Here is a 24560-nt window from a genome sequence, read left to right as displayed (position 1 = left end):
GATGGAATTAACGGGAAAAAATGTTTTTATCTCGGGTTCTTCGCGCGGGATCGGAGCTAGCATGGCGGTCGCTTTTGCTAAAAAAGGAGCTAATGTTGCGCTTAACGCTCGCAAAATAGTCCCAAGCGAATTGCTTGATGAATTAAAGCAGACTGGTGTTCAAGTCGAAGTTATTTTAGGTGATATTTCCCAGCCCGCTGACGTTAAGCGAATGGTCAAAGAAGCTAAAGCCAAATTTGGTCAGATCGACATTTTAGTCAACAATGCGGGGATCACCGATGATAAGTTACTGATCGGTATGAAAGAAGCAGATTTTACCAACGTGATCGATGTTAACTTGACGGGAACATTTCGCATGACGCAAGCTTTTTTAAAGCAAATGTATAAAAAACGTCAAGGGGTGATCATCAATGTCGCTTCTGTGGTCGGGCTTTACGGCAATGTAGGTCAGGCTAATTATGCTGCCAGCAAGGCGGGGATCATTGGCTTGACCAAAACGACGGCTAAAGAGGGTGCTTTGCGCAACATTAGATGTAATGCGATCGCACCGGGAATGATCGCCAGTGATATGACAGCTATCTTAAGCGATAAAGTCAAAGACCAAGTTAAAGAGCAGATCTTATTAAAACGCTTTGGGACACCGGATGAAGTGGCACATGCAGCGATCTTTTTAGCTGAAAATGATTATTTGACAGGCCAAGTGCTCACGGTCGATGGTGGGTTAGCCTTTTAAAGCAGAACAAAACGAGAGGTGTTTTAGATGACAAGAGTAGTAATTACAGGAATGGGGGCGGTCACCCCGATCGGTAATGATGTGACTGAATATAGTGACAATTTATTTCAGGGAAAGTTGGGGATCGCTCCGATCACTAAATTTGATGCCACTGAGACTGGAGTCACCAATGCGGGTGAAGTCAAAGATTTTGATACCACTTTACGGGTCGGTAAAAAAGCGGCCAAACGCATGGATCTTTTTTCACAATATGCCGTTGATAGTGCCCTTCAAGCAGTGAAGCAAGCTCAAATCACCTCTGAAAATACCGCTTCTAAAGATCTTGGCGTTATTTTTAGTTCGGGGATCGGGGGCTTGACGACGATCCAAGAACAAGTGATCAAGATGCATGAAAAAGGTCCTAAGCGGGTCTCACCGATGTTTGTTCCGACCTCGATCGTCAATATGGCAGCCGGGAATATCGCTTTGCGGATCGGGGCTAAAAATATCTGTACTTCGATCGTAACGGCATGTGCTTCAGGGACCAATGCGATCGGTGAAGCTTACCGCCAGATCAAAGAAGGGCGGGCCAAGGTGATGGTCGCTGGTGGGGCAGAAGCATCAGTCAATGAGATCGGGATCGCTGGTTTTGCAGCATTAACGGCTCTATCGACGCAAACTGATCCGCAAAAAGCCTCTATCCCATTTGATAAAGACCGCTCTGGCTTTGTCATGGGCGAGGGTAGTGGTGCTTTAGTCTTGGAGAGTTTAGAACATGCTAAGGCACGGGGCGCTAAGATCTTAGGTGAGGTCGTTGGTTATGGTAGCAACTGTGATGCCTTTCATATGACGGCACCTGATCCGACGGGCGAAGGAGCTGCGACTGCAATGCAACTGGCCCTCGCTGAAGCAAAGATCGAGCCAGCGCAAGTTGATTATATCAATGCTCATGGGACGGCAACTAAAGCTAATGATGCTGCTGAAGCAAAAGCGATCAATTTAGTTTTTGGTGAAGATAGTAAAGTTTTAGTCGGAAGTACCAAAGCGATGACAGGGCATTTATTAGGTGCTGCTGGGGCGATCGAAGCCATTGCGGTAGTTGCTAGCTTACAAAAGGGGCAATTACCTGTTAATATAGGTATGACAGAACAAGATAAAGAGTGTAAAGTTAATGTAGTAACACAGGCTAAAGCCCACCCTGAAAAACTTGAATATGCCTTGAGCAATTCATTAGGTTTTGGGGGCCATAATGCAGTTTTAGCTTTTAGAAAATGGAGTTGAGAGACTTGGACTTTAATGATATTGAAAAATTAATGGATGATTTTAAAAAGTCAGAAATGCGTGAATTAGAGATCACGACGGATGGCTTTCATATCCATTTGAGTAAAAATGAGATCCCATTTTTACCAGTGCGTGAAAAAGCTGAGCAACCAGCGATCACCGCCGTTGAAGAAAATGTGCCACCGGTAACAAAAGATACCAAGGCTGAAGGGGAATTCATCAAATCGCCGATGGTCGGTAGTGTTTATTTACAACCTAAACCTGATCAAGATCCTTATGTAACGGTGGGTTCACGTGTTCATAAAGGGGACGTGGTCTGCATCATCGAAGCGATGAAGATGATGACTGAGATCAAAAGTGATCAAGATGGTATCGTGACTGAGGTCTTGGTCGAAAATGAAGACTTAGTCGAATTTGATCAACCGCTGTTCAAAGTAGGGCGAGGTTAAATGATGAAGTTAAGTAGTGCAGAGATCAAAAAGATCTTGCCCCATCGTTACCCGTTGTTGCTGATCGATCGGGTCGAAGAATTAGAACCCGGAAAGTCAGCGCGGGCGCTTCGCTGTGTGACAGAACATGAAGCTTTGTTTGCAGGACAGGAATTATCTGTCTTGCCTGAAACTTTGATCATCGAGTCTTTAGCACAGACAGGGGCCTGTGCGTTGCTGACGTTGCCAGAGTTTGTTGGTAAGACTGCTTATTTTGGCGGGATCAAAGCAGCAGAATTTATACGCCCTGTGTACCCAGGGGATGTGTTAGAACTTGAGGTAAAACTTGAAAAGATCAAGAGCAGTATCGGCAGTGGTAAAGCGACCGCCAAAGTGGCTGGTCAAGTAGTTTGCCTAGCTGAATTGACTTTTATGATCGGATAAAAGAGGTAGTTACATGTTTTCTAAAGTATTGGTGGCTAACCGTGGTGAGATCGCGGTCCGCATTATTCGCTCTTTAAAAGAGCTTGGTATCAAATCAGTTGCGATCTACTCGACTGAAGATCGTGAAAGTTTGCATGTCAAACTGGCAGATCAAGCGGTCTGTGTTGGATCGGCTAAACCAAAAGATTCATATCTGAATATGAAAAATATCTTGGCAGCTGCTGTTTTGACGGGTGCTGAAGCGATCCATCCCGGATTTGGCTTCTTATCAGAAAACAGTCGCTTCGTAGAGTTGTGTGAGGCTTGTGGCTTAGTCTTTATCGGGCCACGTTCCGAGACGATCGAATTGATGGGAAATAAAGCCAATGCCCGGATCCAGATGCAAAAACACGATATTCCGGTGATCCCTGGCAGTACTGGCTTTTTAGAAGATGTTGCAGAGGCTAAGCGGGTCGCTAAAGAGGTCGGTTATCCGGTCTTATTGAAGGCGGCAGCTGGTGGCGGTGGTAAAGGTATCCGGCGGGTCGATACAGAAAAAGAGCTCGCTAATTCCTTTAATGAGGCTAAACGTGAAGCCCAGATGGCCTTTGGTGATGCGCGGATGTATTTGGAAAAGATTATGGAAGATGTTAAGCATATCGAAGTCCAGATCTTTCGCGATGATGCCGGCAACACGGTCTATTTCCCAGAACGGGATTGTTCATTGCAAAGAAATAAACAAAAGATGATCGAAGAAAGTCCGTGTGCGTTGATCACGGAAGCTGAACGCAAATACTTAGGTGAATTGGCGGTCAAAGCAGCTGAAGCGATCGATTACCGTAATACTGGGACGATCGAATTTTTGATGGATCAAGACCATAAATTTTATTTCATGGAAATGAATACGCGGATCCAAGTGGAACATACTGTCACAGAAATGGTGACTGGCGTTGACCTGGTCAAGGCCCAAGTCAAGGTCGCTTTTGGCCAAGATCTACCATTTGAGCAGGCTGATATCAAATTACTGGGGACCGCGATTGAATGTCGGATCAATGCTGAAGATCCCGCCAAGAATTTTACGCCTTCTGTTGGTAAAGTCGACTATCTGTACTTCCCGGTGGGTAACTTAGGGATGCGGATCGATTCTGATTTGTATGCTGGGGTCAAGATCTCACCATATTACGATTCGATGATCGCTAAAGTTATCGTTTTGGGTGAAAATCGCCATGAAGCGATCGAAAAGCTAAAACGTTTATTAAGTGAGATGGTGATCTCGGGTATCAAGACTAACCAGAATTTCTATCTGACTATTTTAGAAGACCAAGGTTTCTTGGATGGAACGTTTAACACTGATTATTTAGAACGTGTTTTATTACCAGAGTGGAAACGAGGAAATACCGATGAAACTGTTTGATGAGGCCAATACAGTCCAAAATAAACAAATAAAGGCCAATAAAGCCGCTGAAAAAAAGGTTCCAGCTGGCTTGTGGGTCGCTTGTCCTAAATGTGGCTATGAGATCTTTCATCAAGATTTAGGCCCATTACAAGAATGTCCACAATGTTTTTATGGTTTTAGAATAAAGGCTAAAAAGCGTCTATCGTGGCTGGTCGATGAGTTTATTCCTTGGGATGAAGACTTGGTGACCGATGATCCGTTGGACTTTCCTGAGTATGCTGAAAAATTAGCTAAAGCGCAAAAAACGACAGAGTTGAATGATTCCGTTTTGACAGGTCTGGCTCAGATTGCAGACCAAAAATTTGCTTTAGGGATCATGGATCCATATTTTATCATGGGTTCATTAGGCAAAGTTACTGGCGAAAAATTGACGCGTTTATTTGAGCGTGCGACTAAAGAATGCTTACCTGTCGTCGTTTTTACGGCGTCAGGGGGCGCACGGATGCAAGAAGGGATCCATGCCTTGATGCAGATGGCTAAAGTTTCAAATGCCGTCGCTAAGCACTCAGAGGCTGGCTTGTTGTATATCTCAGTCTTGACCGATCCGACAACTGGCGGAGTTACGGCTAGTTTTGGGATGCAAGGTGATCTGATCTTGGCTGAGCCTCATGCTTTAGTCGGATTTGCCGGTAAGCGGGTGATCGAACAGACGATGCATCAAAAGATCCCAGCTGATCTGCAAAGTGCCGAAACGGTGTTGCAAAATGGCTTTATCGATACGATTGTTAAGCGGCGCGAGCAAAAACAAACTTTGGCACAGTTATTGAGATTCCATCAAAAGGAAGGTGAAGCTAATGGCAAATAGTAAGACGCCAGCTCAGGTAGTAGCTGCAGCTAGATCACAAGCTAAGATCACCACCCCTGAACTTATTGAGCATTTATTTGATGATTTTTTTGAATTACATGGTGATCGTCAAGGTTCAGATGATCCTGCGATCGTTGGTGGCTTGGCCCGATTTTGTGGCCGTCCAGTCACTGTCGTCGCAACTGACAAGGGTAAAACTCCTAAGCAGCGTGTGGCTAAGCATTTTGGCTCACCTGAACCAGCGGGGTACCGCAAATTATTGCGGTTAGCTAAACAAGCCGAAAAATTTGGTCGTCCAGTAGTGACTTTTGTCAATACAGCCGGTGCTTATCCGGGGCGTAGTGCCGAAGAACAAGGACAAGGTGAAGCGCTCGCCCGCTGCTTGTTAGAACTTGGACAATTGGAAGTGCCGCTGATCACGTTTATCTTTGGTGAGGGTGGTAGTGGAGGCGCTCTTGCCATGGCCTGTGGTGATCGGGTGTATATGTTAGAAGATAGCATGTACTCTGTTTTATCACCTGAAGGGTTCGCGTCTATTTTGTGGAAGGATAGTCAGCGAGCAGATGAGGCCGCTGAAGTGATGCAGTTGACCCCAGAAGCGTTGTTAGAGCACGGCGCGATCGAAGGGGTGATCGCAGAAGATGAAAATGACCATTTGGCGACGGTAGCAGCGATCAAGGTTGTTTTAAAACGTGATCTAGAGCTTTTAGTAAAAAAAGATCCAACCGAATTGTTAGCCGAGCGGTATGAACGTTTTCGGAAATTTTAAAGTAAGGAAATTATGATCATGGGAGATTTATTAGCAAATAAAACGATTTTGGTAATGGGTGTCGCTAATCGACGCTCGATCGCTTGGGGTTGTGCCCAAGTAATGCAAGAGCAAGGCGCTAATTTGATCTATACTTATCAAAATGAGCGCTTAAAAAAAGGTTTACTCAAGTTGACGGGCGATGAAGCTTCCTTACTTGAGTGTGATGTTGCAGATGATAACAGCATCGCCCAAGCTTTTAGTGAGATCAAAACACGATATGGCAAGATCGATGGGATCGTTCATGCGATCGCTTATGCTCCAAAAGCAGAACTTGAAGGTGAGATCACGAATGCGACTCGTGATGGTTTTCAAACGGCACTCGATGTTTCAGCATACTCTTTGATCGCTGTTAGCAAGGTGGCGATGGAGTTAGAGCTTTTAAATGATCCTGCCAGTTTAGTAACTTTGACCTATATGGGTTCGACTCGGGCGATCCCAAGCTATAATACGATGGGGATCGCCAAAGCCGCTTTAGAATCTAGTGTGCGTTATCTAGCACGTGATCTGGGTAAGTTTGGGGTCCGGGTAAATGCGATCTCAGCGGGTGCGATCAAAACACTAGCTGTGACGGGGATCAAGGGTCACTCTGACCTCCTAGAGATCTCCAAGCAACGAACGGTCGATCAAGAGGCTGTGACGATCAGAGAAGTCGGGGGAACTTGTGCCTTTTTGATGAGTGACTTAGCGACTGGTGTAGTTGGCGATGTCATTTATGTAGATAAGGGTGTCCACTTGATCTAATGAAAACAAAGTAATACGCTCACGAGTGATTCGGGGCGTTTTTTTGTGCAATGGATCATACATGCAATTCTCCGCACTGAATTATGTCGGGCTGCGAATTGCAGGATCTAGAAAATAACAATGATATCCCTTCGAGGCCAAAAGTGCCTCCAAGTGATATTACCGTTATTTTTACGCTCCTTTTCGTAATTCTCCGCACTGAATTACTTGTTAAATATTAGCTGAATTAGTAAAATAAACATAACTATAATTAATCATGAAAGTGGTGCTTAACTTGGCTAAGAAAGAACAAAAAGCATTGTTTGTTATTTTTGGTGGGACTGGTGATCTTGCACAACGCAAATTGTATCCTGCCTTGTTTAATCTGTATAAGCGTGGCTACTTAAAAAAACACTTTGCAGTTATCGGTACAGCAAGACGCCCTTGGTCAAACGGCTATTACCGTGATGTAGTTAGATCATCGATCGATGGGATGGTCAACTCCCAGACCCAGATCGATGAATTTGCTAGCCATTTCTACTATCAATCACATAATGTCAATGATGTTGACCACTATGAGACTTTACGTGTTTTGGCCGATAAGTTAGACCAAGATTACGGCTTAGAAGGCAACCGCTTGTATTATTTAGCGATGTCACCTAGTTTCTTTGGGACGATCTGTGAACATTTGAAATCACAAGGTCTAACTAAAACGGCAGGTTATAATCGTGTGATCATCGAAAAACCATTTGGGCATGACTATGCTAGTGCTAAAGAATTAAACGATGAGATCAGTAAATATTTCCCAGAAGAAGCGACCTTCAGGATCGACCACTATCTAGGTAAAGAAATGATCCAAAATATTATGGCGCTGCGCTTTGGCAACAGCATTTTAAGTGCGATCTGGAACAATAAGATGATCAGTAATATCCAAGTGACACTCAGCGAATCATTAGGTGTCGAAGAACGTGGAGGCTATTATGATACAGCCGGCGCTTTGCGGGATATGGTCCAAAACCATATTTTACAGATCGTTGCGTTACTTGTGATGGATCGGCCGGATTCTTATTGTGCTAAAGACGTCCGGAAGCGAAAAGTTGAAACTTTTGAGGTGTTGAAGATCTATTCACCCGAAGAAGTCGCACAAAATTTTGTCCGCGGTCAATATGGTGAGGGTAAGGATATGGTGGCTTACCGTGATGAAAGTATGATCGCTCCCGATTCAATGACTGAGACTTTTGTAGCGGGTAAACTTGAAGTGGATAACTGTGATATGGCGGGTGTACCGATCTATATCCGGACAGGTAAAAGATTAGCTACGAAAGCTACACGGATCGATATCGTCTTTAAACAAGATGATGATTCCTTATTTGGCGGCCAAGGTTTAGCCGATAATACTGTGACGATCAATGTTGAACCCGATACTGGGATCGACTTTACTTTGAACACCAAAAAGATCGGTCAAGAATTTGCAACACGGCAAACTAATATCGGTTATCGCTTGACTGAAGAACAAGTTGCTAAAGTTCCTGAAGCTTACGAACGCTTGATCTTAAATGCGTTGCAAGGTAATTCGGTAAACTTTACGCACTGGGACGAATTGGAATATTCTTGGAAATTCGTTGATGCGATCAGAAATGCTTGGGATCAAGAAGACCTACCAGTTGATTATTTCCCAAATTATGCCTGCGGGACGATGGGACCACAAGCATCAGATGAATTATTGGCTAAAGCAGGTCACCATTGGATCTTCTAAAAAAGTTGAATGATTAAATATTTGGGACCTTGGGATGTTTTAGCCTGGGTCCTATTTGTGATGTGAGGAAACTGATGAAACAACGTGATATCATCCATGTGGATATGGATTGTTTTTATGCTTCGATCGAGATGCGCGATGAGCCTAAGTTACGTGATAAACCAGTTGTGATCGCCCGTGACCCGCGTAAAACCGGGGGACATGGAGTCGTAGCAACGGCCAATTATCAGGCGCGGGCTTTTGGGATCCATTCGGCGATGAATGCGCAACAAGCCTTAAAACTTTGTCCTAAAGCAGTTTTTGTAACACCAAATTTTGAAAAATATCGTAAAGTATCGCGCCAGATCCATGCGATCTTTGCTGAGTTTTCCGATCTAGTTGAACCGATCGCTTTTGATGAGGCTTATTTAGATATTACGGCTGATAAACAAAAACTTGGCTCAGCGGTCTTGACCGCGCATCGCTTACAGCAAAGGATCTATGATGAAACGCAACTGACGTGTTCGATCGGCGTTTCGTACAATAAATTTTTAGCAAAATTGGCTTCGGATTTTTGCAAGCCGGTGGGAATGACCGTGGTCAGGCCAGAGGAGGTAAAAGCTTTCTTATTCCCACTACCGATCGAAAAATTTCGTGGCGTGGGTAAAAAGACTGCGCCTAAGATGCATGCTTTAGGGATCGAGAAGGGTGAAGATCTCTATGCCAAATCAGAGCGCTATTTAAATAAACATTTTGGCAAGATCGGTACGGTCTTGTACCAGCAGGTGCGGGGGATCGATGAACGACCAGTCGAAGTTCGGGAACGCAAATCGATCGGGACGGAGCGGACATTTATTCGCCCGTTAGTGAGTGAAGCCCAAGTCAATGATGAATTTAGGCAATTAGCCACACGTCTGGCAAAAGAATTAAATAACAAGCAAAAGCATGGCAAGACCTTGGTTTTGAAATTGCGGACAGCTTCATTTGAAACGGTCACGAAACGCTTGACTAAGCAAGACTATTTCTTAAATGATGTCGCGACCATCGTCTATTATGCCATGCAGTTATTTGAAGAAGTAGCCCCGGCAGAGTTAGAATTACGCTTGTTGGGCCTGACGATGACGGGGTTAGCCCCACTGGAATTTGAAAACTTGAGTCTACCATTGTTTGAACAATAGGGAAATAACGTGGTATACTACATTGTTATAGGTATTTAACTACAAAAAAAGATAAGGAAACGAAAAATGAAGGTTGAAGAAGAAATCTTAGCACAGATCAAACAGTATGATACGATCATTATCCATCGCCACCAGCGTCCCGATCCAGATGCCTATGGATCACAATGTGGGTTAGCTGAAATTATTCGCGAAACATTTCCGACTAAGACAGTCTATCAAGTCGGTAAAAATGTCAAAGGCCTAAGTTGGCTCGATACGCCCCAAGAGATCAGCGATGAATGCTATCGGGATGCTTTAGTGATCGTCACTGATACAGCTAATCAACCGCGTGTCGATGATGACCGCTATACTAAGGGCAAGTTTTTGATCAAGATCGATCATCATCCAAATGATGACCCTTATGGTGATATTTGTTGGGTCGATAGTTCAGCTTCTAGCTGTTCTGAGATCATCACGCGTTTAGTAGAAAATTTAGATGGCAAATTAAAACTAAATGCAAAAGCGGCGCGTCTATTGTATGCGGGGATCGTTGGGGATACGGGACGTTTCATGTATAATGCCACGACCCCAGCTACTATGCGGGCAGCGGCTAAATTGATGGAATATGATTTTGATGCCAGTCAAGTAAATCGGACTTTAGACGAAGTGACGCCAGAGGTTGCGCGGTTATCAGCCTATGTTTTAGAAAACATCAAGTACACTGAACACAATGCAGCTTACGTGGTTTTAGATAATGAGACGCTGGAACAATTCACATTAGAGGATGCTGGCACAGCTCCAATCGTACCATTAGTGGGTAAGATCTCTTCTGTCATTTGTTGGACCGTGCTCGTGCAACAAAAAGACGAGACCTATCGTTTACGGATCCGCTCCAAGGGGCCTGTGATCAACGAATTAGCTAAGGAATATGAAGGTGGCGGTCATCCCCTAGCCAGCGGAGCAATTCTGAGGAGCCTAGATGAGCTGCCAACTTATCTTGCTAAATTAGATAAGATTGCTGCAAGCGCAGAAAAATAGAAATTGAGGATATTATGAATAAGACATTTAAAGATTTTAACTTAAAACCCTTCTTAAATGAAGCGTTGACCGAGATCGGATTTCAAGCACCGACTGAAGTGCAAAAACGCTTGATCCCGGTGATCAAAAAGGGCAAAAGTGTTGTCGGACAATCGCAAACGGGGAGTGGTAAGACTCATACTTTCTTGCTACCGATCTTTAATGCGATCGATCCAGCTGTCCATGCAGTCCAAGCTGTTATTACGACTCCGAGTCGGGAATTAGCCTATCAGATCTATGGTGCGGCTAAGCAACTAGCTAAGCATTCCGAAACTGAGATCTTAGTCCAAAACTATGTCGGTGGGACTGATAAATTACGCCAGATCGAAAAATTAAAGCATCACCAACCACAGATCGTGATCGGGACACCGGGACGGATCTTGGATCTGATGCGTTCAAATGCTTTAGATGTGCATAATGCGCATTATTTAGTCGTTGATGAAGCTGATATGACGTTAGACTTAGGTTTCTTAAAAGAGACCTATGCGATCGCGTCAGCTTTGCCAAAAGATCTCCAAATGTTGGTCTTTTCAGCAACGATCCCCCAAAAATTAAAACCATTCTTACAAAAATATATGAATGATCCCGTGGTTGAAGTGGTGGAAAATAAAACAGTTATCAGTCCGACGATCGATAACTGGTTACTTTCGACTAAAGGACGCGATAAAAAGCAATTGATCTATCAATTGTTGACGATGGGTGAGCCATATTTGGCATTAGTTTTTGCTAACACCAAAGAACGGACTGACGAATTGACGACTTATTTGCGTCATCAAGGTCTAAAAGTCGCTAAGATCCACGGGGGTATCCAACCACGGGAACGCAAACGTTTGATGCGTGAGATCCAAAATCTCGAATATCAATATGTCGTTGCAACTGATCTCGCAGCTCGTGGGATCGATATCGAGGGGGTCTCGCATGTGATCAATGACGATCTACCAGAAGACCTTGAATTTTTCGTACACCGTGTTGGTCGGACTGGGCGTAACAACCTTAAGGGCATAGCGATCACATTGTATGTCCCAAGTGAAGAAGCTCAGATCGAAGAATTAGAAAAGATGGGAGTCACTTTTGTCCCTAAAGCGCTCAAAAATGGTGAGATCGTGGATTCGTATGATCGCAATCGGCGCCAAAAACGCCGGACGAGACAAGAAAGTCTTGATCCTAAGATGATCGGGATGGTCAAAAAGGCTAAGAAGAAGCGCAAACCAGGCTACAAGAATAAGATCAAGTGGGCGTTAAAACGTGATGCTCAAAAAAAACGCAAGATCGCACGCCGACAAGAACGTAAAAATCAACGTTCGTAAGCTTGACAAAAGGGTGATTTTTGCCTATACTTTGCATTGACTCAGGATATGTCAGTCAGCTATTTTGCTAAAGCGAGGGTCCGGTGGGTGAAAGGACTTGCAAAAACTGATTGGTGCTCCCTGAAACTAATATTATTACATGAAAATAACGTGCTCACGTATTTGAGCAGCTGAGAGGTTACGACTAACATCGTTGCAAGCAAGGTGGTACCGCGCTAAGGCGTCCTTGCTAGCAGCGGTGTTTTTTTGCCTTCAGCCCAGAAAGGATCAAAGATGAAAGAATTATCAAGTGCCCAAATCCGGCAAATGTATTTAGATTTCTTTGCACAAAAAGGTCACGATATCATGAAAAGTGCACCTTTAGTTCCTCAAGATGACCCAACTTTACTTTGGATCAACTCTGGGGTCGCTACGATGAAAAAATATTTTGATGGTTCTGTTGTGCCTAAGAACCACCGCATGACGAGTTCTCAAAAATCGATCAGAACTAACGATATCGAAAATGTTGGGCGGACTGCGCGCCACCATACGTTATTTGAAATGTTAGGTAACTTCTCGATCGGTGATTACTTCAAAAAAGAAGCGATCAATTGGGCCTGGGAATTGTTGACGAGTGAGGAATGGTTTGCTTTGGATCCCGAAAAACTTTACATCACAGTTTATCCAAAAGATACTGATGCTAAGAAGATCTGGCTTGAAGCTGGTGTCAAAGAAGATCATATCTACGAAGACGAAGACAACTTCTGGGATATCGGGGAAGGTCCATCTGGTCCCGACTCTGAGATCTTCTATGACCGTGGCCAAGCGATGAACAACGTGGCTGAAGATGATCTACAAAACTATCCAGGGGGCGAAAATGAACGTTACCTTGAGATCTGGAATATCGTGTTCTCTCAATTCAACCACAAGCCAGACGGCACTTACGAAGAACTACCACATAAAAACATTGATACGGGCATGGGCTTAGAACGTGTCGTTTCTGTTTTCCAAAACGCTAAGACAAACTTTGAGACTGATCTTTTCATGCCACTTATCAAGGAAACTGAAAAGTTAAGTGGTAAGTATCATTATGGTCAAGACCCTGAAAAAGATATCTCATTTAAGGTCATCGCTGATCATGCACGGGCTGTGACTTTTGCGATCGGCGACGGTGCTTTACCTTCAAACGAAGGACGTGGCTATGTTATCCGCCGTTTGATCCGGCGAGCTGTTATGCATGGTCAAAAACTTGGGATCGACCAAGCATTCTTGTATAAATTAGTGCCGATCGTGGGTCAGATCATGGAAGCCGCTTATCCAGAAGTTTTGGAACAAGCTGACTACATTCAAAAAGTCATCCGCATGGAAGAAGATCGTTTCAATGAGACCCTAAAAGATGGGGTCGCTTTATTGGATGACTTGATCGAACAAACTAAAGCTGCTGGTCAAACTGAACTTTCTGGAGCAGGTGTCTTCAAGCTTTACGATACTTACGGTTTCCCATATGAATTGACACTTGAATATGCAAGTGATAATGGTCTAGGTGTGGATAAAGCTGGTTTTGATACTGAAATGGAAAAACAACGTGAACGTGCGCGAAATGCGCGTTCTGGGGCTAAATCCATGGGCGTTCAAAATGGCTTATTGACTGATATCACGACCCCAAGTCAATATGTCGGTTATAGCGAATTAAATGCTTTAGGGACTGTTGAAGATATCATTTTAGATGATGCTTTGGTAAATGAAGCACAAGCTGATACGACGGTGCAAGTTATCTTTGACAAGACACCATTTTATGCTGAAATGGGGGGCCAGGTAGCCGATAAAGGTCTCGTCAAAGATGAAGACGGCAATGTGGTAGCTGAAGTGATGGACGTGCAACATGCACCAAATGGCCAAAACATGCATACCTTGAAATTACGCCAAAAATTGGTTAAGGGCATGACTTACCGCTTAGAAGTAAACCGTGAATTCCATAATAAGGTCAAAAAGAACCATACAGCAACTCACTTGTTAGACCAAGCCTTGCGTGATGTTTTAGGCGAACACACACATCAAGCTGGTTCATTGGTGGAACCAACTTACTTGCGCTTTGACTTCACGAACCTTGGCGCAGTTACAGCTGAACAATTGCAACAAGTTGAAGATATCGTTAATGCTAAGATCTGGGCTAATTTACCAGTCGAAACAGTGGTCACGGACCTTGAATCTGCTCAAAAGATGGGTGCGATCGCATTGTTTGGCGATAAATATGGCGATACCGTGCGTGTTGTTAAAGCCGGCGACTACTCCATGGAATTCTGTGGTGGTAATCACGTTGACAATACTAACGAAATTGGTCTCTTCAAGATCGTTTCTGAATCCGGTGTTGGTGCTGGGGTTCGACGGATTGAAGCGGTAACTTCTAAGGAAGCTTTTGAATTCTTAGAACAACGTAATAATTTATTGCAAGAAACAGCTGCTGAAATGAAAGTCGTACAATTAAAAGAAGTGCCACGTAAGGTCGAAGCTTTACAAGCACAGATCAAAGAGTTAGAACAACAAAAACAAGCACTTGAAGCTAAGTTTGCAAGTCAACAAGCACAAGATATCTTCAAAGATGTTAATGAAGTCAACGGTCATACGTTGATCGCGGCTAAAGTCAACGTTTCTGGAATGGATCAATTGCGTCAATTAGCTGATCAATGGAAAGAAAAAGATCTATCCGAAGTGTTAGTCTTAGCGACAGCACCAGCTAAGGATAAGGTCAACTTGATCGTGGGTGTTTCCGATGCCGGCATCAAAGCAGGCATCAAAGCAGGGGACTTGATCAAAGGCATCGCTCCACTTGTTGGTGGTGGCGGTGGTGGTCGCTCTAACTTAGCCCAAGCTGGTGGTAAGAACCCAGCTGGTATCGGTGAAGCTTTAGCTAAAGCCAAGACTTGGTTGGCTGATAAATAATTTAGCGTTAAAAGATCTTAGAAGGTGATTTCTAAGGTCTTTTATTCGTTAGCATGACGTTTAGTTTACAAACATAATCTTTTTGTAATATACAAATTGAGAGATATTCATTGTAGCGTAAGCATTTGTTTAGTAAAATAGAACTAGTAGACAAGATCACGGAGGTGTTTTGAGATGAGTTCGTTGGATAAAACAATGTATTTTAACTTTGATGACGGCGATAAAAAGGATGTGCGCGAGACGCTGGAAACCGTTTATGCGGCTTTGGAAGAAAAAGGCTATAATCCGATCAACCAAATAGTAGGCTATCTATTATCAGGGGACCCAGCCTATATTCCGCGGTTAAACGATGCGCGCAACCTGATCAGAAGACATGAACGTGATGAGATAATCGAAGAGTTGGTTCGTTCATATCTCAACAAGGAGGAAGAAAATTAATGGCGCGATTGATGGGGCTAGACGTAGGTTCAAGAACCGTCGGAGTAGCAGTCAGCGACGAATTGGGCTGGACAGCTCAAGGTGTTGAGATCGTTAGGATCAATGAAGATGAAGAACAGTTTGGGATCGACCGGATCGCTGAATTGGTCTTAGAATATGATGTTAAGGGTTTTGTTCTCGGATTGCCTAAGAATATGAACAATACTTTAGGACCTCGAGCAGAAGCTTCTAAAAATTATGGTAAACTTTTAGAAGAAAGATTTGCTTTACCCGTTGATTTTTGTGATGAGCGATTGACAACGGTCGAAGCAGAACGTATGCTAGTTGAACAAGCTGATACTTCACGCAAGAAGCGCAAGCAAGTTATCGATAAACTAGCTGCGGGCTTGATCTTGCAAAACTATCTTGATAGCAAAGGCAAGTTACTCTCAGAATTATAAGAAAGAGCAGGTATTGATAATGAGTGAACAAGAAGAAAAGATGATCACATTAGTTGACGCAGATGGCAACGAAACTTTATACGAAATTTTATTCACATTTGAATCAGAAGATTACGGCAAGGCTTATATCTTGTTGATCCCAGCCGGTTCAGAACCTGAAGAACAAGTTGATGTTTTAGCCTTCTCCTTTAACCCTGACGAAGATGGTCAAGCTAAGGATGCTGAACTTTACGATATCGAAAGTGATGAAGAATGGGATATGGTCGAAGGTGTCTTAGATACTTTCTTGAATGACGAAAATCTCCAATAATTCTTTTCGCTTACAGGCCCTGGATATCTTTTGGATATTGAGGGCCTTTTTCTGTAAGTGGTGTACGGTGCGATCCGCATTTCTCCACACGTAGATATTGACGTGTTGCAAAAATCTAAGCCTAGCGTATAGCTACAGTCAAGCAATAATGCAAAAAACACATCATCGTTTGATTTAGGCTATCCGTACGGCTCAAAACGATTTTCTCCACACTTAGATATTATGCTAAAATATAGTATGTTAATTTTTAATTAGGGGGCTTTTTTGAGAATGCCTGAAAATAAGCGACGTTTTAAAGTTAAGATTGCAAATGAAGTTTATACGATCATTGGTAAAGCTGAACCAGATCATATGGCAGCTGTTGTCAAGATCGTGGAAGAACAATTGGCGGAGATCAAGGAATTGATGCCGTCATTGAATAATGAAAAAGCAGCGATCCTATTAGCGATCAATGCAGTCTCAGATCAATTATATAAACAAGAAGAATTGCTGAAATTAAAGCAAACAGAACCAAAAGAATAGAGAAAAAATGATTTTAACAATAGGTATTTTGATCGTACTAGTAGCAGCTTTTCGTCATGGAACGCATAAAGGACTAGCAGCGATCTTTATCAAGCTAGTTGGCTTTGTAGTGGTCGCAGGTCTGGGGCTTTACTTTGCGCCTAGTTTGGGACAAAAGTTAAGTAGTATATTTGCAACGACAGGAGTGAATCGGATCTTCTACCAGATGCTGGCCTTTTGGATGATCGCGCTCATCGGTGGCCTAGGACTACGGCTCATTACAAATGCAGTACGCCAAACAGCTAAGAAGATACCGATCATTTCCCAAGCTGACCGTCTATTAGGTGGGCTTTTTTCGTTGGCAATGATGTATGGGGTGATCTTCTTTTTGTTGCTACTAGTGGATACTTGGCCTGGTGTGCAACCAAAGCCATTTATTGCCGAATCTAGCGTAGCACAGTTTATGCTAAAAAAGACACCAGTCATCTCACAACAAGTATTAGATAACTGGTTACTTGAACCACAGGGGGATGGAAATGAATCGTAAAAGTTTAGCGATCCTCGAATACGACAAGATCAAACAAAAGTTGTTCCAACATGCGACAACTGAAATGGGTAAGCGGCAAGTCAAACGCTTAAGACCCAGCACCGATCTTGATGAGATCCAGGTGAAGCTCTTACAAACAAAAGATGGCGCAGATATTTTGCGCTTAAAAGGTGGGGTACCAGTCCCACAGTTAACGTTGATCACCGATCATCTCAAGCGCTTAGAGATCGGAGCAACGCTAAATGGCAAGGAATTAGCTGAGATCAGTCAGGTATTGCGCTCAGCTAACGAAGTGCATCGCTTTTTTATGGCTCTAGCCGATGAAAAAGTTGAATTGAACTATCTATATGAACTCGAAGAACAACTCGAGACGCTACCGCAATTAGCTAAGCGACTGCAAGTATCGTTGGAAGCTGATGGCTATGTGACCGATGACGCCTCTAGCCTCTTACGCTCATTGCGCCGTCAGATCTCAACGACTGAAGCCACGATCAGAAACCGTTTAGTGGCACTGACCCGTGGTAATAATGCCAAGTATCTAAGCGGAGCCAATGTGACGATCAGAAATGACCGCTATGTTATCCCTGTGCGAGCTGAGCATAAGGGCAAATTTGGTGGGATCGTTCACGACCAAAGTTCTTCGGGGCAGACCTACTTTATCGAACCACGTGAGATCGTAGAATTGAATAATCGCCTCAAGCAAGAGCAAGTGGCTGAAAAAGAGGAGATCTTGCGGATCTTGCGCGAACTATCGGAAGAGACGATGCCTTATACGGCTGAATTAGCCCACGATGCTAAGATCTTAGGTGAATTTGATTTTATCAATGCTAAAGCCAAATATGCTAAAGAGCTCAAAGCAACGCAACCTTTATTGTCAGAACAAAAAGATATTTACCTGCGCCAAGTTTGGCATCCGCTTCTAGAGATGGATAAAGCGGTCAAAAACGATATTATCCTAGGAAAAGATTATCAAGCAATGGTGATCACCGGACCTAATACAGGTGGGAAGACGATCACGTTAAAGACTTTGGGGTTAGTGCAAATGATGGGCCAATCAGGGCTATTTATCCCGGCTTTTGAAAATAGTCGGATCGGAGTCTTTAAGGATATTTTTGCTGATATCGGGGATGAACAATCGATCGAGCAAAGTTTAAGTACGTTCTCCTCTCATATGACAAATATCGTCAATATTTTAGAGCATGTCGATCAAGACTCCCTTGTTTTATTCGATGAGTTGGGGGCTGGAACTGATCCGCAAGAAGGGGCTGCGCTTGCGATCGCGATCTTAGACGCTATCGGGGCCAGTGGGGCTTACGTTTTGGCAACGACGCACTATCCCGAACTCAAGACATATGGCTTTGAGCGGACCCAAACGATCAACGCTTCGATGGAATTCAACGAAGAAACATTACGGCCGACATATCGGTTACTGATCGGGATCCCGGGCCAAAGTAATGCGTTCAATATTTCTGAGCGCTTGGGTCTATCCCAAACGATCGTCGCAGCTGCGCGGAATTTAGTCGCTAAAGACAGCCAAGATCTCAATAATATGATCGCTGATCTGGTCGCAAAACGACGTCAAGCAGAAGAAGAGGCGATCAGTTTACAAGCTAACCTTGATGAGGCACAAAAATTGCACCACGATTTGGCAACGGCCTATGAACGTTTTGTCAATGAGCGAGAGCAAATGCAAGATCAAGCTAAGCAAAAAGCTAACGAGATCGTCGAACAAGCTAAACAAAAAGCGGATGAGATCATCGGTGAATTACGTGCCTTGAAACAAAATGCGGCGACTGAGATCAAGGAAAATGAATTGATCGATGCCAAAGCGCAGTTAAATGCGCTTGAGCAAAAACGAGCTTTGAAGAAAAATAAAGTCTTGAAACGTGCTAAGCGCAAACAAGCTTTCAAGCCAAATGATGATGTGATGGTGACCTCTTATGGCCAACGTGGGGTCTTGGTGCAAAAAGTCGGGGAGCATGTTTGGGAAGTGCAGTTAGGGATCTTGAAGATAAAGATCGATGAAGCTGATCTTGAAAAGGTCAATGTTGAACCAAAGAAAGTCAAACGTGCTGGGACTGTCTTGCGCTCAGCGTCAACGAGCCATGTTTCACCGCAACTTGATCTTCGGGGCAAACGCTATGAAGAAGCAATGACTGAGGTAGATCGCTATATTGACGCTGCTATCTTGGCGGGATATCCGTCAGTGACGATCGTGCATGGTAAAGGGACCGGGGCCTTGCGCCAAGGGATCACTCAGTATCTGCAATCTAATCGCGCTGTCAAAAGCTTTAATTTTGCAGCGCCAAATAATGGCGGCAATGGGGCAACGGTCGTTTATTTCCGCTAAAACAAATAAGTTGCTTTTTTGTTTAGATGTGATATATTCTTACTGAATAAATACGAAATGAAAAGTGAGGGAACAGCTTATGGTAAAAGAATGGACAGATGAAGATTTTGCACAAGAAACTGCAAATGGTGTGACTTTGACTGATTTTTGGGCAACATGGTGTGGCCCTTGTCGGATGCAAGCACCTGTAGTTGAAAAGCTTGCCGAAGAGATGGCAGGCCAAGTTAAGATCGGTAAAGTTGATGTTGATAAGAACCAAGCTACAGCTGCTAAATATGGTGTAATGAGTATCCCGACCTTATTGATCCAAAAAGATGGTCAAGTGGTCGATACTTTGATCGGTTACCATGATAAAGGCGCACTCAAAGCAAAATTAGAACAATATCTTTAAGATACAACGCGGGAGCCACCATGATGTTTTGCATCGTGGTAGCTCCCGCGTTATTTGTTAGACTATTTTATTTTGCTTCTGGTTCAGTCAAGATGTTAAGCGGTTTTTGTTCTTCGATAAAGTCGAGATCAAGGGGATCTTTAGTGTCGACTTGGACTAAGAGCGTTACAGTATCATGTGTCTTTTTATCAATGATCGCTTCGGTAATGAAACCGAGTTGATTTTGGATCGTTTCGGCTAAAAATCCCGCTTCGATCAAAAATTCACAAGCTGAGTTCAGTTTTTGTCGTGTCTCAACGATCTGACCGGTCAATTCAAAGTATTGTTGTTCTTTTTTGGCTTTGACGCGCTTTAAGTGCCCCCAATTTGCCTGTTCAAAGAAGATCGGTAACTCTTCATCCTTAGCTAAAGGAAAGAGGCGAGCCAAACGTCTACCTGCCCAATAGAGAATATTGTTATCCTTACCTAGGATATCGGGGATCAAGGCATCGCGGATCAAGGTCGCGCTGAGCTGATTTTGCGAACTTGCCAGTTCATAAAAATTATCTTGCATTAAAAAAGACACATCCTTAATAATAGTTATTACTCTAATTATACCGTGTTACTAATGATTTTTAAACTCGAGGGCTAGTAGTTAGTTTGAAATCGAGGTGTGATTTAGTGCATAATTGTAGTGAGGTGATGTTCATGGATAAGATTTTAATAGCGACCAAAAATGAAGGTAAGGCTAAAGAGTATCGTAAACTATTTGAACCAAAGGGCTTTGAAATTGTGACGTTAAATGACCTAAATGATCCGATCGAGATCGTTGAAGATGGTGAAACATTTGCGCAAAATGCGGCTATCAAAGCGACAGCCTTAGCTGAAAAGTACCAAGTGATCGCTTTAGCAGACGATTCAGGTCTCATGGTCGATCAGTTGGATGGAGCGCCAGGGATCTATTCAGCGCGTTATGCTGGTGATCACGATGATGAGGCCAATAAGCAAAAATTGTTAGCTGAATTAGCTGGTGTTGCCCCAGATAAACGAACAGCTCATTTTCATTGTGCGATCGTCGTTGCTAGTCCGGCTGGCAAACAGTTGACAGTTGAAGGTGAGGTCAACGGTATGATCCTAGAAGAACAACGCGGCCAAGGCGGATTTGGTTATGATCCACTGTTTTATTATCCACCATTTGAGCGCTCCTTTGCCCAATTGTCAATGGAAGAAAAGAACAGTGTCAGTCACCGTGGTCGAGCAGTCAAAGCTTTGATGGAGCGTTTTGACGCCTGGCTAAACGAGGTACGATAAAATGAAATATTTAGTTGTTAGTGATAGTCACGGTGATAAGGCGATCTTGCAAAAATTGATCACGACTTATGCGGGGAAAGTTGATCTGATGTTACATTGTGGTGATTCAGAGTTGCCCGCAATAGATGAAGTTTTCAAACATTTTAAAGTCGTTCGTGGTAACTGTGACTATGATCTGGAGTTACAAGATGAACAATTTTTTGATCGTGGTCAAGACAAGATCTTGTTAGTTCACGGGCATTTGCTCGGTGTAGGCTTTGGCTTGGGTGGTTTGCAAGCTAAAATGGAAGAGTTAGGTGCCAATATGGCTTTCTTTGGGCATACCCATCAATTAGGAGTCGAAGTGATCAATGGTAAATTCATTTTGAATCCGGGCAGTATCAGCTATCCACGTGGGAAATTCACTGCGCTCGGTGGCACATTTGCGATAGTTGAGACTTTCACTAGTGAAAATGGTAAGCGGATCGAGGTCCAATACTATGACCGTAAGTTAAATGCGGTCCCGGAATTGCAAGTGACATTTAATGCCAAATGAGAGTGCATATCTCAAACGTAAGTTAGTTATTTGGTGTGTTATCACATTGTTAGTGTTTGCGACTAGATTTTACCTTGCTTTTGCCTGGCTAGATCTAGTTTTTGTCCTCTGTGTTATTTGGACGGGACTGCTCTTTTTAGGCTATTGCTTTTTTGCGTTAAAAAATTTGGATAAATAGTTGACGTTATTTAAAAAGAGAGTATACTATTAAGAGTAGTCATTGCCCGTTGGTCAAATTGGTTAAGACGTCGCCCTCTCAAGGCGGAGTTACGGGTTCGATCCCCGTACGGGTGATAAATCAGAGCTGTTGGTTTAGCCAGCGGCTTTTTTTATAAAGTTATTGAATAATTCTTTTAAATTTGTTAATGTTAACAAATTGTTATCAAAAAATAAGTTTAAAGGTGCTATAATAGATGAAGTGAGTAAAAGGATTACTATCAAGTTAGGAGGAGAAACATGCTTAGAAAAACGAAAAATTTTCTACGTGCACACGGTGTCGAGTATGAAAAAGAGCACGTTAATCCGTTGATGGTGCCTGAGAGAGTATATGTACTGAAGTTTGGCAAAAAAGACGGTAAGTTTTTGAACCGTTTTATCGTTGAACATAGCTATACCTGGACAGGACGTGACAAGATCAATAAGATCACTTTAAGGTTGCACGGCCAACAACATCCACGTGAATTTGCCAACGAGGCTAAATTATTACAGTACTTGAAAAAGCATGCCCACCGTTACGTTAAGGAAGAAGACCGTTATAAGCATAAACATACGGTCAAACGTGGGTAGGATATAAGACGGAGAGCTTGGGTGCAGGAACGCCCAAGCTTTTTTTGTGGATCCGAGTAGCTGAGGTGCATATGTAAGATTATACAAAAAGATCACTCAAATTTGTCAAAAATTCGAGTGATCTTTTTAAGTAGTTGGGCATACAGGGTTCGAACCTGTAAATTATGGATTCAGAGTCCACTGCCTTACCGATTTGGCGAATGCCCAATAAAAACTCAACTATTACAGTTTATGCCTGTCGCGTAGCTTTGTCAATACTTATAAATAGAATTATTTTGTTGCACTAGTAGATCAGAACATAACTCTTTTTGCATAGATAATCGTTAAAAATATTTTGATATACACTTTTATGTTGTTACTAAAAGGTGTATAATGAATAAATATTAATAATTATGTATAAGAAGAAGGGTTTAATGTGAATAAAAAGAAAATCAAACTTTTTGGTTTGGTAATGATGATCTTTTCAACGATCTTTGGATTTGCGAATTCGACCGTCGCCTATGAACAGATGGGATATGGGAGTATCATGTGGTATATCTTAGCGGCGATCTTTTTCTTTCTTCCCAGTGCTTTGATGTTAGCCGAGTATGGTGCTGCCTTTAAAGAAGCAAAAGGTGGGATCTATTCTTGGCTAGCGGGCTCAGTTGGAGAAAAGATCGCTTTTATCGGGACCTTTATCTGGTTAGCCTCGTGGGTGATCTGGCTAGTCTCGACGTCAAATAAGGTCTGGATCCCGTTATCGGCTTTGCTTTTCGGTAAAGATACCACCCAAAGCTGGAATTTTTTAGGTCTAGGCGCAACGCAGACGATCGGGTTATTAGCGATCATTTGGATCTTGGGGGTCACATTCTTCAGTACTCGTGGGATGGATTTTGTGGCTAAAGTTGGCTCGATCGGTGGGATATTCACGATCGCTTTGAATGTGATCTTTTGCGTAGCTAGTATTGTGATCTGGATCGCTGATCATGGGGCTTTAAAGCAGCCGATCACAGGCTGGAGCAGTTTTACAACTTCACCTAATCCAGATTTTAGTACGCTGGTCGCTTTGCTATCCTTTGTGGTCTATGCGATCTTTGCTTATGCTGGGATGGAATCGCTCGGGGGCGTCATGGATGACGTTGAAAAACCGGAAAAGACTTTTCCGCGAGCTGTTTTGATCTCGACTTTAGTGATCGCTCTTAGTTATTCGTTGATGATCTTTATGTGGGGGATCAGTACTAATTGGCAAGAAGTCATTGGAAAAAATGAAGCTAACCTGGGAAATATTACATATGTTTTGATGAATAATTTAGGGGTCGTTTTAGGTCAAGCGTTGGGCTTAACCGCACAAACGAGCCAATTTCTCGGCGTCTTGATGACACGTTTTGCTGGTTTGGGAATGTTTATCGGTTATGTCGGGGCCTTTTTCATCTTAGTCTATTCGCCGATCAAGTCATTTATTTTAGGTTCTGACCCTAAGCTTTGGCCTAAAAAAATGACAAACTTAAACAAAGCGGGAATGCCAGCCTTTTCAATGTGGCTTCAGGCGTCGATCGTTTGTATCTTTATCTTTTTAGTTGCTTTTGGAGGCTCGGCTGCTCAAAAGTTCTATACGATCTTGACGGACATGGCTAATGTTTCAACGAGTTGTCCATATCTCTTTTTAGTTGGTGCGTTTCCGTTCTTCAAGCAAAGAACAGATATCGAGCGCCCATTTGAATTTTTCAAGAGTCGTAAATGGACCTGGATCATCACGATCATTGTTTTGCTCGTCCTTGTAGGTGGGATAATCTTCACTTGTGTTGAACCTATTTTACAACACGAGTATGATACTGCCTTTTGGACGATCATTGGACCGGTCTTCTTTGGCGTGATTGCTTGGATCTTTTATCATCAAGCAGTAGCTAAGGGAAAACTCAATAAATAGTTGTTAAAGTACGAATGTGTAGGCAAAAGTTTACATATTCGTACTTTTTAAGTGCTATAATCAGGAAAAATCAAGTACTGGAGTGGTTAACTATTACCAAAAACATAGAATAATATAGAAAAATGTGTTATAACAAATCATGGAAAGAAGTAAAAATGTGGGTGGTTATTATGACAATATTAAAACCGAAAGAAATGGCTGAACGTTTAGGTGTTACAGTCAGAACTTTGCAAAT

Annotated in this window: 25 protein-coding genes and 2 tRNA genes; 25 read left to right on the top strand and 2 right to left on the bottom strand. The window is 43.0% G+C overall.

The genetic code is table 11. From position 1 onward, the window contains the following. Nucleotide 1: 1 nt before the first annotated feature. The 20 genes from fabG (at nt 2) to trxA (ending at nt 19808) form a co-directional block, all read left to right on the top strand. On the top strand, nt 2–733 hold the full coding sequence (gene fabG, locus FC30_RS00295; protein WP_010688593.1) for a 3-oxoacyl-[acyl-carrier-protein] reductase: 732 nt from the start codon (nt 2–4) through the stop codon (nt 731–733). 27 nt (nt 734–760) lie between these two features. Further along, nucleotides 761–1993 carry a beta-ketoacyl-ACP synthase II gene (fabF, locus tag FC30_RS00290; RefSeq protein ID WP_029507294.1) on the top strand — a complete coding sequence of 411 codons (1233 nt, stop codon included), beginning with the start codon at nt 761–763 and terminating at the stop codon, nt 1991–1993. A gap of 5 nt (nt 1994–1998) precedes the next feature. Further along, entirely contained in the window at nt 1999–2442 is a 444-nt protein-coding gene (accB, locus tag FC30_RS00285; RefSeq protein ID WP_010688595.1) for an acetyl-CoA carboxylase biotin carboxyl carrier protein, read from the top strand. Continuing rightward, nucleotides 2443–2865 carry a 3-hydroxyacyl-ACP dehydratase FabZ gene (gene fabZ, locus FC30_RS00280; RefSeq protein WP_010688596.1) on the top strand — a complete coding sequence of 141 codons (423 nt, stop codon included), beginning with the start codon at nt 2443–2445 and terminating at the stop codon, nt 2863–2865. A 13-nt stretch (nt 2866–2878) separates the two neighbouring features. Continuing rightward, nucleotides 2879–4258 carry an acetyl-CoA carboxylase biotin carboxylase subunit gene (gene accC, locus FC30_RS00275; RefSeq protein ID WP_010688597.1) on the top strand — a complete coding sequence of 460 codons (1380 nt, stop codon included), beginning with the start codon at nt 2879–2881 and terminating at the stop codon, nt 4256–4258. Further along, nucleotides 4245–5105: an acetyl-CoA carboxylase, carboxyltransferase subunit beta gene (gene accD, locus FC30_RS00270; protein WP_010688598.1), complete on the top strand. Its 861-nt coding sequence runs from the start codon at nt 4245–4247 to the stop codon at nt 5103–5105. Before accC ends, accD begins: the two co-directional genes overlap by 14 nt. Beyond that, a complete protein-coding gene (gene accA / locus FC30_RS00265) occupies nt 5095–5874 on the top strand; it encodes an acetyl-CoA carboxylase carboxyltransferase subunit alpha (protein WP_010688599.1) in 780 nt (259 codons plus the stop codon). Before accD ends, accA begins: the two co-directional genes overlap by 11 nt. An 18-nt stretch (nt 5875–5892) precedes the next feature. Beyond that, nucleotides 5893–6657, top strand: a complete 765-nt coding sequence (gene fabI, locus FC30_RS00260; RefSeq protein ID WP_010688600.1) for an enoyl-ACP reductase FabI — start codon at nt 5893–5895, stop codon at nt 6655–6657. Between the two features lie 256 nt (nt 6658–6913). Beyond that, a complete protein-coding gene (gene zwf, locus FC30_RS00255) occupies nt 6914–8392 on the top strand; it encodes a glucose-6-phosphate dehydrogenase (RefSeq protein WP_029507295.1) in 1479 nt (492 codons plus the stop codon). A gap of 74 nt (nt 8393–8466) precedes the next feature. Then, nucleotides 8467–9549, top strand: a complete 1083-nt coding sequence (dinB, locus tag FC30_RS00250) for a DNA polymerase IV (protein WP_010688602.1) — start codon at nt 8467–8469, stop codon at nt 9547–9549. Nucleotides 9550–9615: 66 nt separating this feature from the next. Then, on the top strand, nt 9616–10566 hold the full coding sequence (locus FC30_RS00245; protein WP_010688603.1) for a DHH family phosphoesterase: 951 nt from the start codon (nt 9616–9618) through the stop codon (nt 10564–10566). Between the two features lie 14 nt (nt 10567–10580). Then, entirely contained in the window at nt 10581–11912 is a 1332-nt protein-coding gene (locus FC30_RS00240; protein WP_010688604.1) for a DEAD/DEAH box helicase, read from the top strand. A 273-nt stretch (nt 11913–12185) separates the two neighbouring features. Further along, a complete protein-coding gene (alaS, locus tag FC30_RS00235) occupies nt 12186–14831 on the top strand; it encodes an alanine--tRNA ligase (protein ID WP_056938446.1) in 2646 nt (881 codons plus the stop codon). A gap of 174 nt (nt 14832–15005) precedes the next feature. Further along, entirely contained in the window at nt 15006–15269 is a 264-nt protein-coding gene (locus FC30_RS00230) for an IreB family regulatory phosphoprotein (RefSeq protein ID WP_010688607.1), read from the top strand. Then, on the top strand, nt 15269–15709 hold the full coding sequence (gene ruvX / locus FC30_RS00225) for a Holliday junction resolvase RuvX (protein ID WP_010688609.1): 441 nt from the start codon (nt 15269–15271) through the stop codon (nt 15707–15709). The genes FC30_RS00230 and ruvX overlap by 1 nt, the downstream gene beginning before the upstream one ends. A gap of 19 nt (nt 15710–15728) precedes the next feature. Continuing rightward, entirely contained in the window at nt 15729–16019 is a 291-nt protein-coding gene (locus tag FC30_RS00220; protein ID WP_005920432.1) for a DUF1292 domain-containing protein, read from the top strand. A 270-nt stretch (nt 16020–16289) separates the two neighbouring features. Next, nucleotides 16290–16541: a cell division protein ZapA gene (gene zapA / locus FC30_RS00215; protein ID WP_005920434.1), complete on the top strand. Its 252-nt coding sequence runs from the start codon at nt 16290–16292 to the stop codon at nt 16539–16541. 7 nt (nt 16542–16548) lie between these two features. Continuing rightward, complete coding sequence (locus tag FC30_RS00210; RefSeq protein WP_010688612.1) at nt 16549–17067, top strand: CvpA family protein; 519 nt, start codon at nt 16549–16551, stop codon at nt 17065–17067. Further along, nucleotides 17057–19417 (top strand): endonuclease MutS2, encoded by a 2361-nt coding sequence (locus FC30_RS00205; protein WP_010688613.1) that lies wholly within the window; start codon nt 17057–17059, stop codon nt 19415–19417. Before FC30_RS00210 ends, FC30_RS00205 begins: the two co-directional genes overlap by 11 nt. Before the next feature lie 79 nt (nt 19418–19496). Beyond that, nucleotides 19497–19808 carry a thioredoxin gene (gene trxA / locus FC30_RS00200; protein ID WP_010688614.1) on the top strand — a complete coding sequence of 104 codons (312 nt, stop codon included), beginning with the start codon at nt 19497–19499 and terminating at the stop codon, nt 19806–19808. A 67-nt stretch (nt 19809–19875) separates the two neighbouring features. Here the strand turns inward: trxA and FC30_RS00195 are convergent, their stop codons facing one another. Beyond that, nucleotides 19876–20361 carry a YslB family protein gene (locus tag FC30_RS00195; RefSeq protein ID WP_010688615.1) on the bottom strand — a complete coding sequence of 162 codons (486 nt, stop codon included), beginning with the start codon at nt 20359–20361 and terminating at the stop codon, nt 19876–19878. 134 nt (nt 20362–20495) lie between these two features. On the opposite strand from FC30_RS00195, the gene FC30_RS00190 reads away from it, so the two are divergent. The 4 genes from FC30_RS00190 to FC30_RS00175 all read left to right on the top strand — a co-directional run bounded on the left by FC30_RS00190 (nt 20496) and on the right by FC30_RS00175 (nt 22419). Continuing rightward, complete coding sequence (locus tag FC30_RS00190; RefSeq protein WP_010688618.1) at nt 20496–21098, top strand: XTP/dITP diphosphatase; 603 nt, start codon at nt 20496–20498, stop codon at nt 21096–21098. 1 nt (nt 21099) lies between these two features. Next, nucleotides 21100–21633 (top strand): metallophosphoesterase family protein, encoded by a 534-nt coding sequence (locus FC30_RS00185; RefSeq protein ID WP_010688619.1) that lies wholly within the window; start codon nt 21100–21102, stop codon nt 21631–21633. Between the two features lie 221 nt (nt 21634–21854). Beyond that, a tRNA-Glu gene (locus FC30_RS00180) sits at nt 21855–21927 on the top strand. Between the two features lie 162 nt (nt 21928–22089). After that, on the top strand, nt 22090–22419 hold the full coding sequence (locus tag FC30_RS00175) for a thioredoxin domain-containing protein (protein WP_010688621.1): 330 nt from the start codon (nt 22090–22092) through the stop codon (nt 22417–22419). Between the two features lie 134 nt (nt 22420–22553). On the opposite strand, the gene FC30_RS00170 is transcribed toward FC30_RS00175, so the two are convergent. Further along, nucleotides 22554–22626: transfer RNA gene (locus tag FC30_RS00170), tRNA-Gln, on the bottom strand. Nucleotides 22627–22834: 208 nt separating this feature from the next. Here FC30_RS00170 and yjeM point away from each other — a divergent pair. Continuing rightward, nucleotides 22835–24325, top strand: a complete 1491-nt coding sequence (yjeM, locus tag FC30_RS00165; RefSeq protein WP_010688622.1) for a glutamate/gamma-aminobutyrate family transporter YjeM — start codon at nt 22835–22837, stop codon at nt 24323–24325. Nucleotides 24326–24560 lie beyond the last annotated feature (235 nt).

This window comes from Ligilactobacillus animalis KCTC 3501 = DSM 20602 (assembly GCF_001434535.1).
GTDB classification, from domain to species: Bacteria; Bacillota; Bacilli; order Lactobacillales; family Lactobacillaceae; genus Ligilactobacillus; species Ligilactobacillus animalis.
The sequence above is the reverse complement of the archived record's forward strand: the minus strand, read 5'-3'. Positions and strand labels throughout refer to the sequence as shown.

What these genes read in the sequence shown, in the direction of transcription:
- zwf (WP_029507295.1), top strand. Translation starts at nt 6,914, where the DNA reads ATGAAAGTGGTGCTTAACTTGGCTAAGAAAGAACAAAAAGCATTGTTT.
- FC30_RS00185 (WP_010688619.1), top strand. Translation starts at nt 21,100, where the DNA reads ATGAAATATTTAGTTGTTAGTGATAGTCACGGTGATAAGGCGATCTTG.
- FC30_RS00210 (WP_010688612.1), top strand. Translation starts at nt 16,549, where the DNA reads ATGATTTTAACAATAGGTATTTTGATCGTACTAGTAGCAGCTTTTCGT.
- FC30_RS00220 (WP_005920432.1), top strand. Translation starts at nt 15,729, where the DNA reads ATGAGTGAACAAGAAGAAAAGATGATCACATTAGTTGACGCAGATGGC.
- dinB (WP_010688602.1), top strand. Translation starts at nt 8,467, where the DNA reads ATGAAACAACGTGATATCATCCATGTGGATATGGATTGTTTTTATGCT.
- FC30_RS00240 (WP_010688604.1), top strand. Translation starts at nt 10,581, where the DNA reads ATGAATAAGACATTTAAAGATTTTAACTTAAAACCCTTCTTAAATGAA.
- accC (WP_010688597.1), top strand. Translation starts at nt 2,879, where the DNA reads ATGTTTTCTAAAGTATTGGTGGCTAACCGTGGTGAGATCGCGGTCCGC.
- FC30_RS00230 (WP_010688607.1), top strand. Translation starts at nt 15,006, where the DNA reads ATGAGTTCGTTGGATAAAACAATGTATTTTAACTTTGATGACGGCGAT.
- accA (WP_010688599.1), top strand. Translation starts at nt 5,095, where the DNA reads ATGGCAAATAGTAAGACGCCAGCTCAGGTAGTAGCTGCAGCTAGATCA.
- trxA (WP_010688614.1), top strand. Translation starts at nt 19,497, where the DNA reads ATGGTAAAAGAATGGACAGATGAAGATTTTGCACAAGAAACTGCAAAT.
- FC30_RS00175 (WP_010688621.1), top strand. Translation starts at nt 22,090, where the DNA reads ATGCTTAGAAAAACGAAAAATTTTCTACGTGCACACGGTGTCGAGTAT.
- fabI (WP_010688600.1), top strand. Translation starts at nt 5,893, where the DNA reads ATGGGAGATTTATTAGCAAATAAAACGATTTTGGTAATGGGTGTCGCT.
- fabZ (WP_010688596.1), top strand. Translation starts at nt 2,443, where the DNA reads ATGATGAAGTTAAGTAGTGCAGAGATCAAAAAGATCTTGCCCCATCGT.
- fabF (WP_029507294.1), top strand. Translation starts at nt 761, where the DNA reads ATGACAAGAGTAGTAATTACAGGAATGGGGGCGGTCACCCCGATCGGT.
- accD (WP_010688598.1), top strand. Translation starts at nt 4,245, where the DNA reads ATGAAACTGTTTGATGAGGCCAATACAGTCCAAAATAAACAAATAAAG.
- FC30_RS00190 (WP_010688618.1), top strand. Translation starts at nt 20,496, where the DNA reads ATGGATAAGATTTTAATAGCGACCAAAAATGAAGGTAAGGCTAAAGAG.
- alaS (WP_056938446.1), top strand. Translation starts at nt 12,186, where the DNA reads ATGAAAGAATTATCAAGTGCCCAAATCCGGCAAATGTATTTAGATTTC.
- FC30_RS00195 (WP_010688615.1), bottom strand. Translation starts at nt 20,361, where the DNA reads ATGCAAGATAATTTTTATGAACTGGCAAGTTCGCAAAATCAGCTCAGC.
- ruvX (WP_010688609.1), top strand. Translation starts at nt 15,269, where the DNA reads ATGGCGCGATTGATGGGGCTAGACGTAGGTTCAAGAACCGTCGGAGTA.
- FC30_RS00205 (WP_010688613.1), top strand. Translation starts at nt 17,057, where the DNA reads ATGAATCGTAAAAGTTTAGCGATCCTCGAATACGACAAGATCAAACAA.
- fabG (WP_010688593.1), top strand. Translation starts at nt 2, where the DNA reads ATGGAATTAACGGGAAAAAATGTTTTTATCTCGGGTTCTTCGCGCGGG.
- FC30_RS00245 (WP_010688603.1), top strand. Translation starts at nt 9,616, where the DNA reads ATGAAGGTTGAAGAAGAAATCTTAGCACAGATCAAACAGTATGATACG.
- zapA (WP_005920434.1), top strand. Translation starts at nt 16,290, where the DNA reads ATGCCTGAAAATAAGCGACGTTTTAAAGTTAAGATTGCAAATGAAGTT.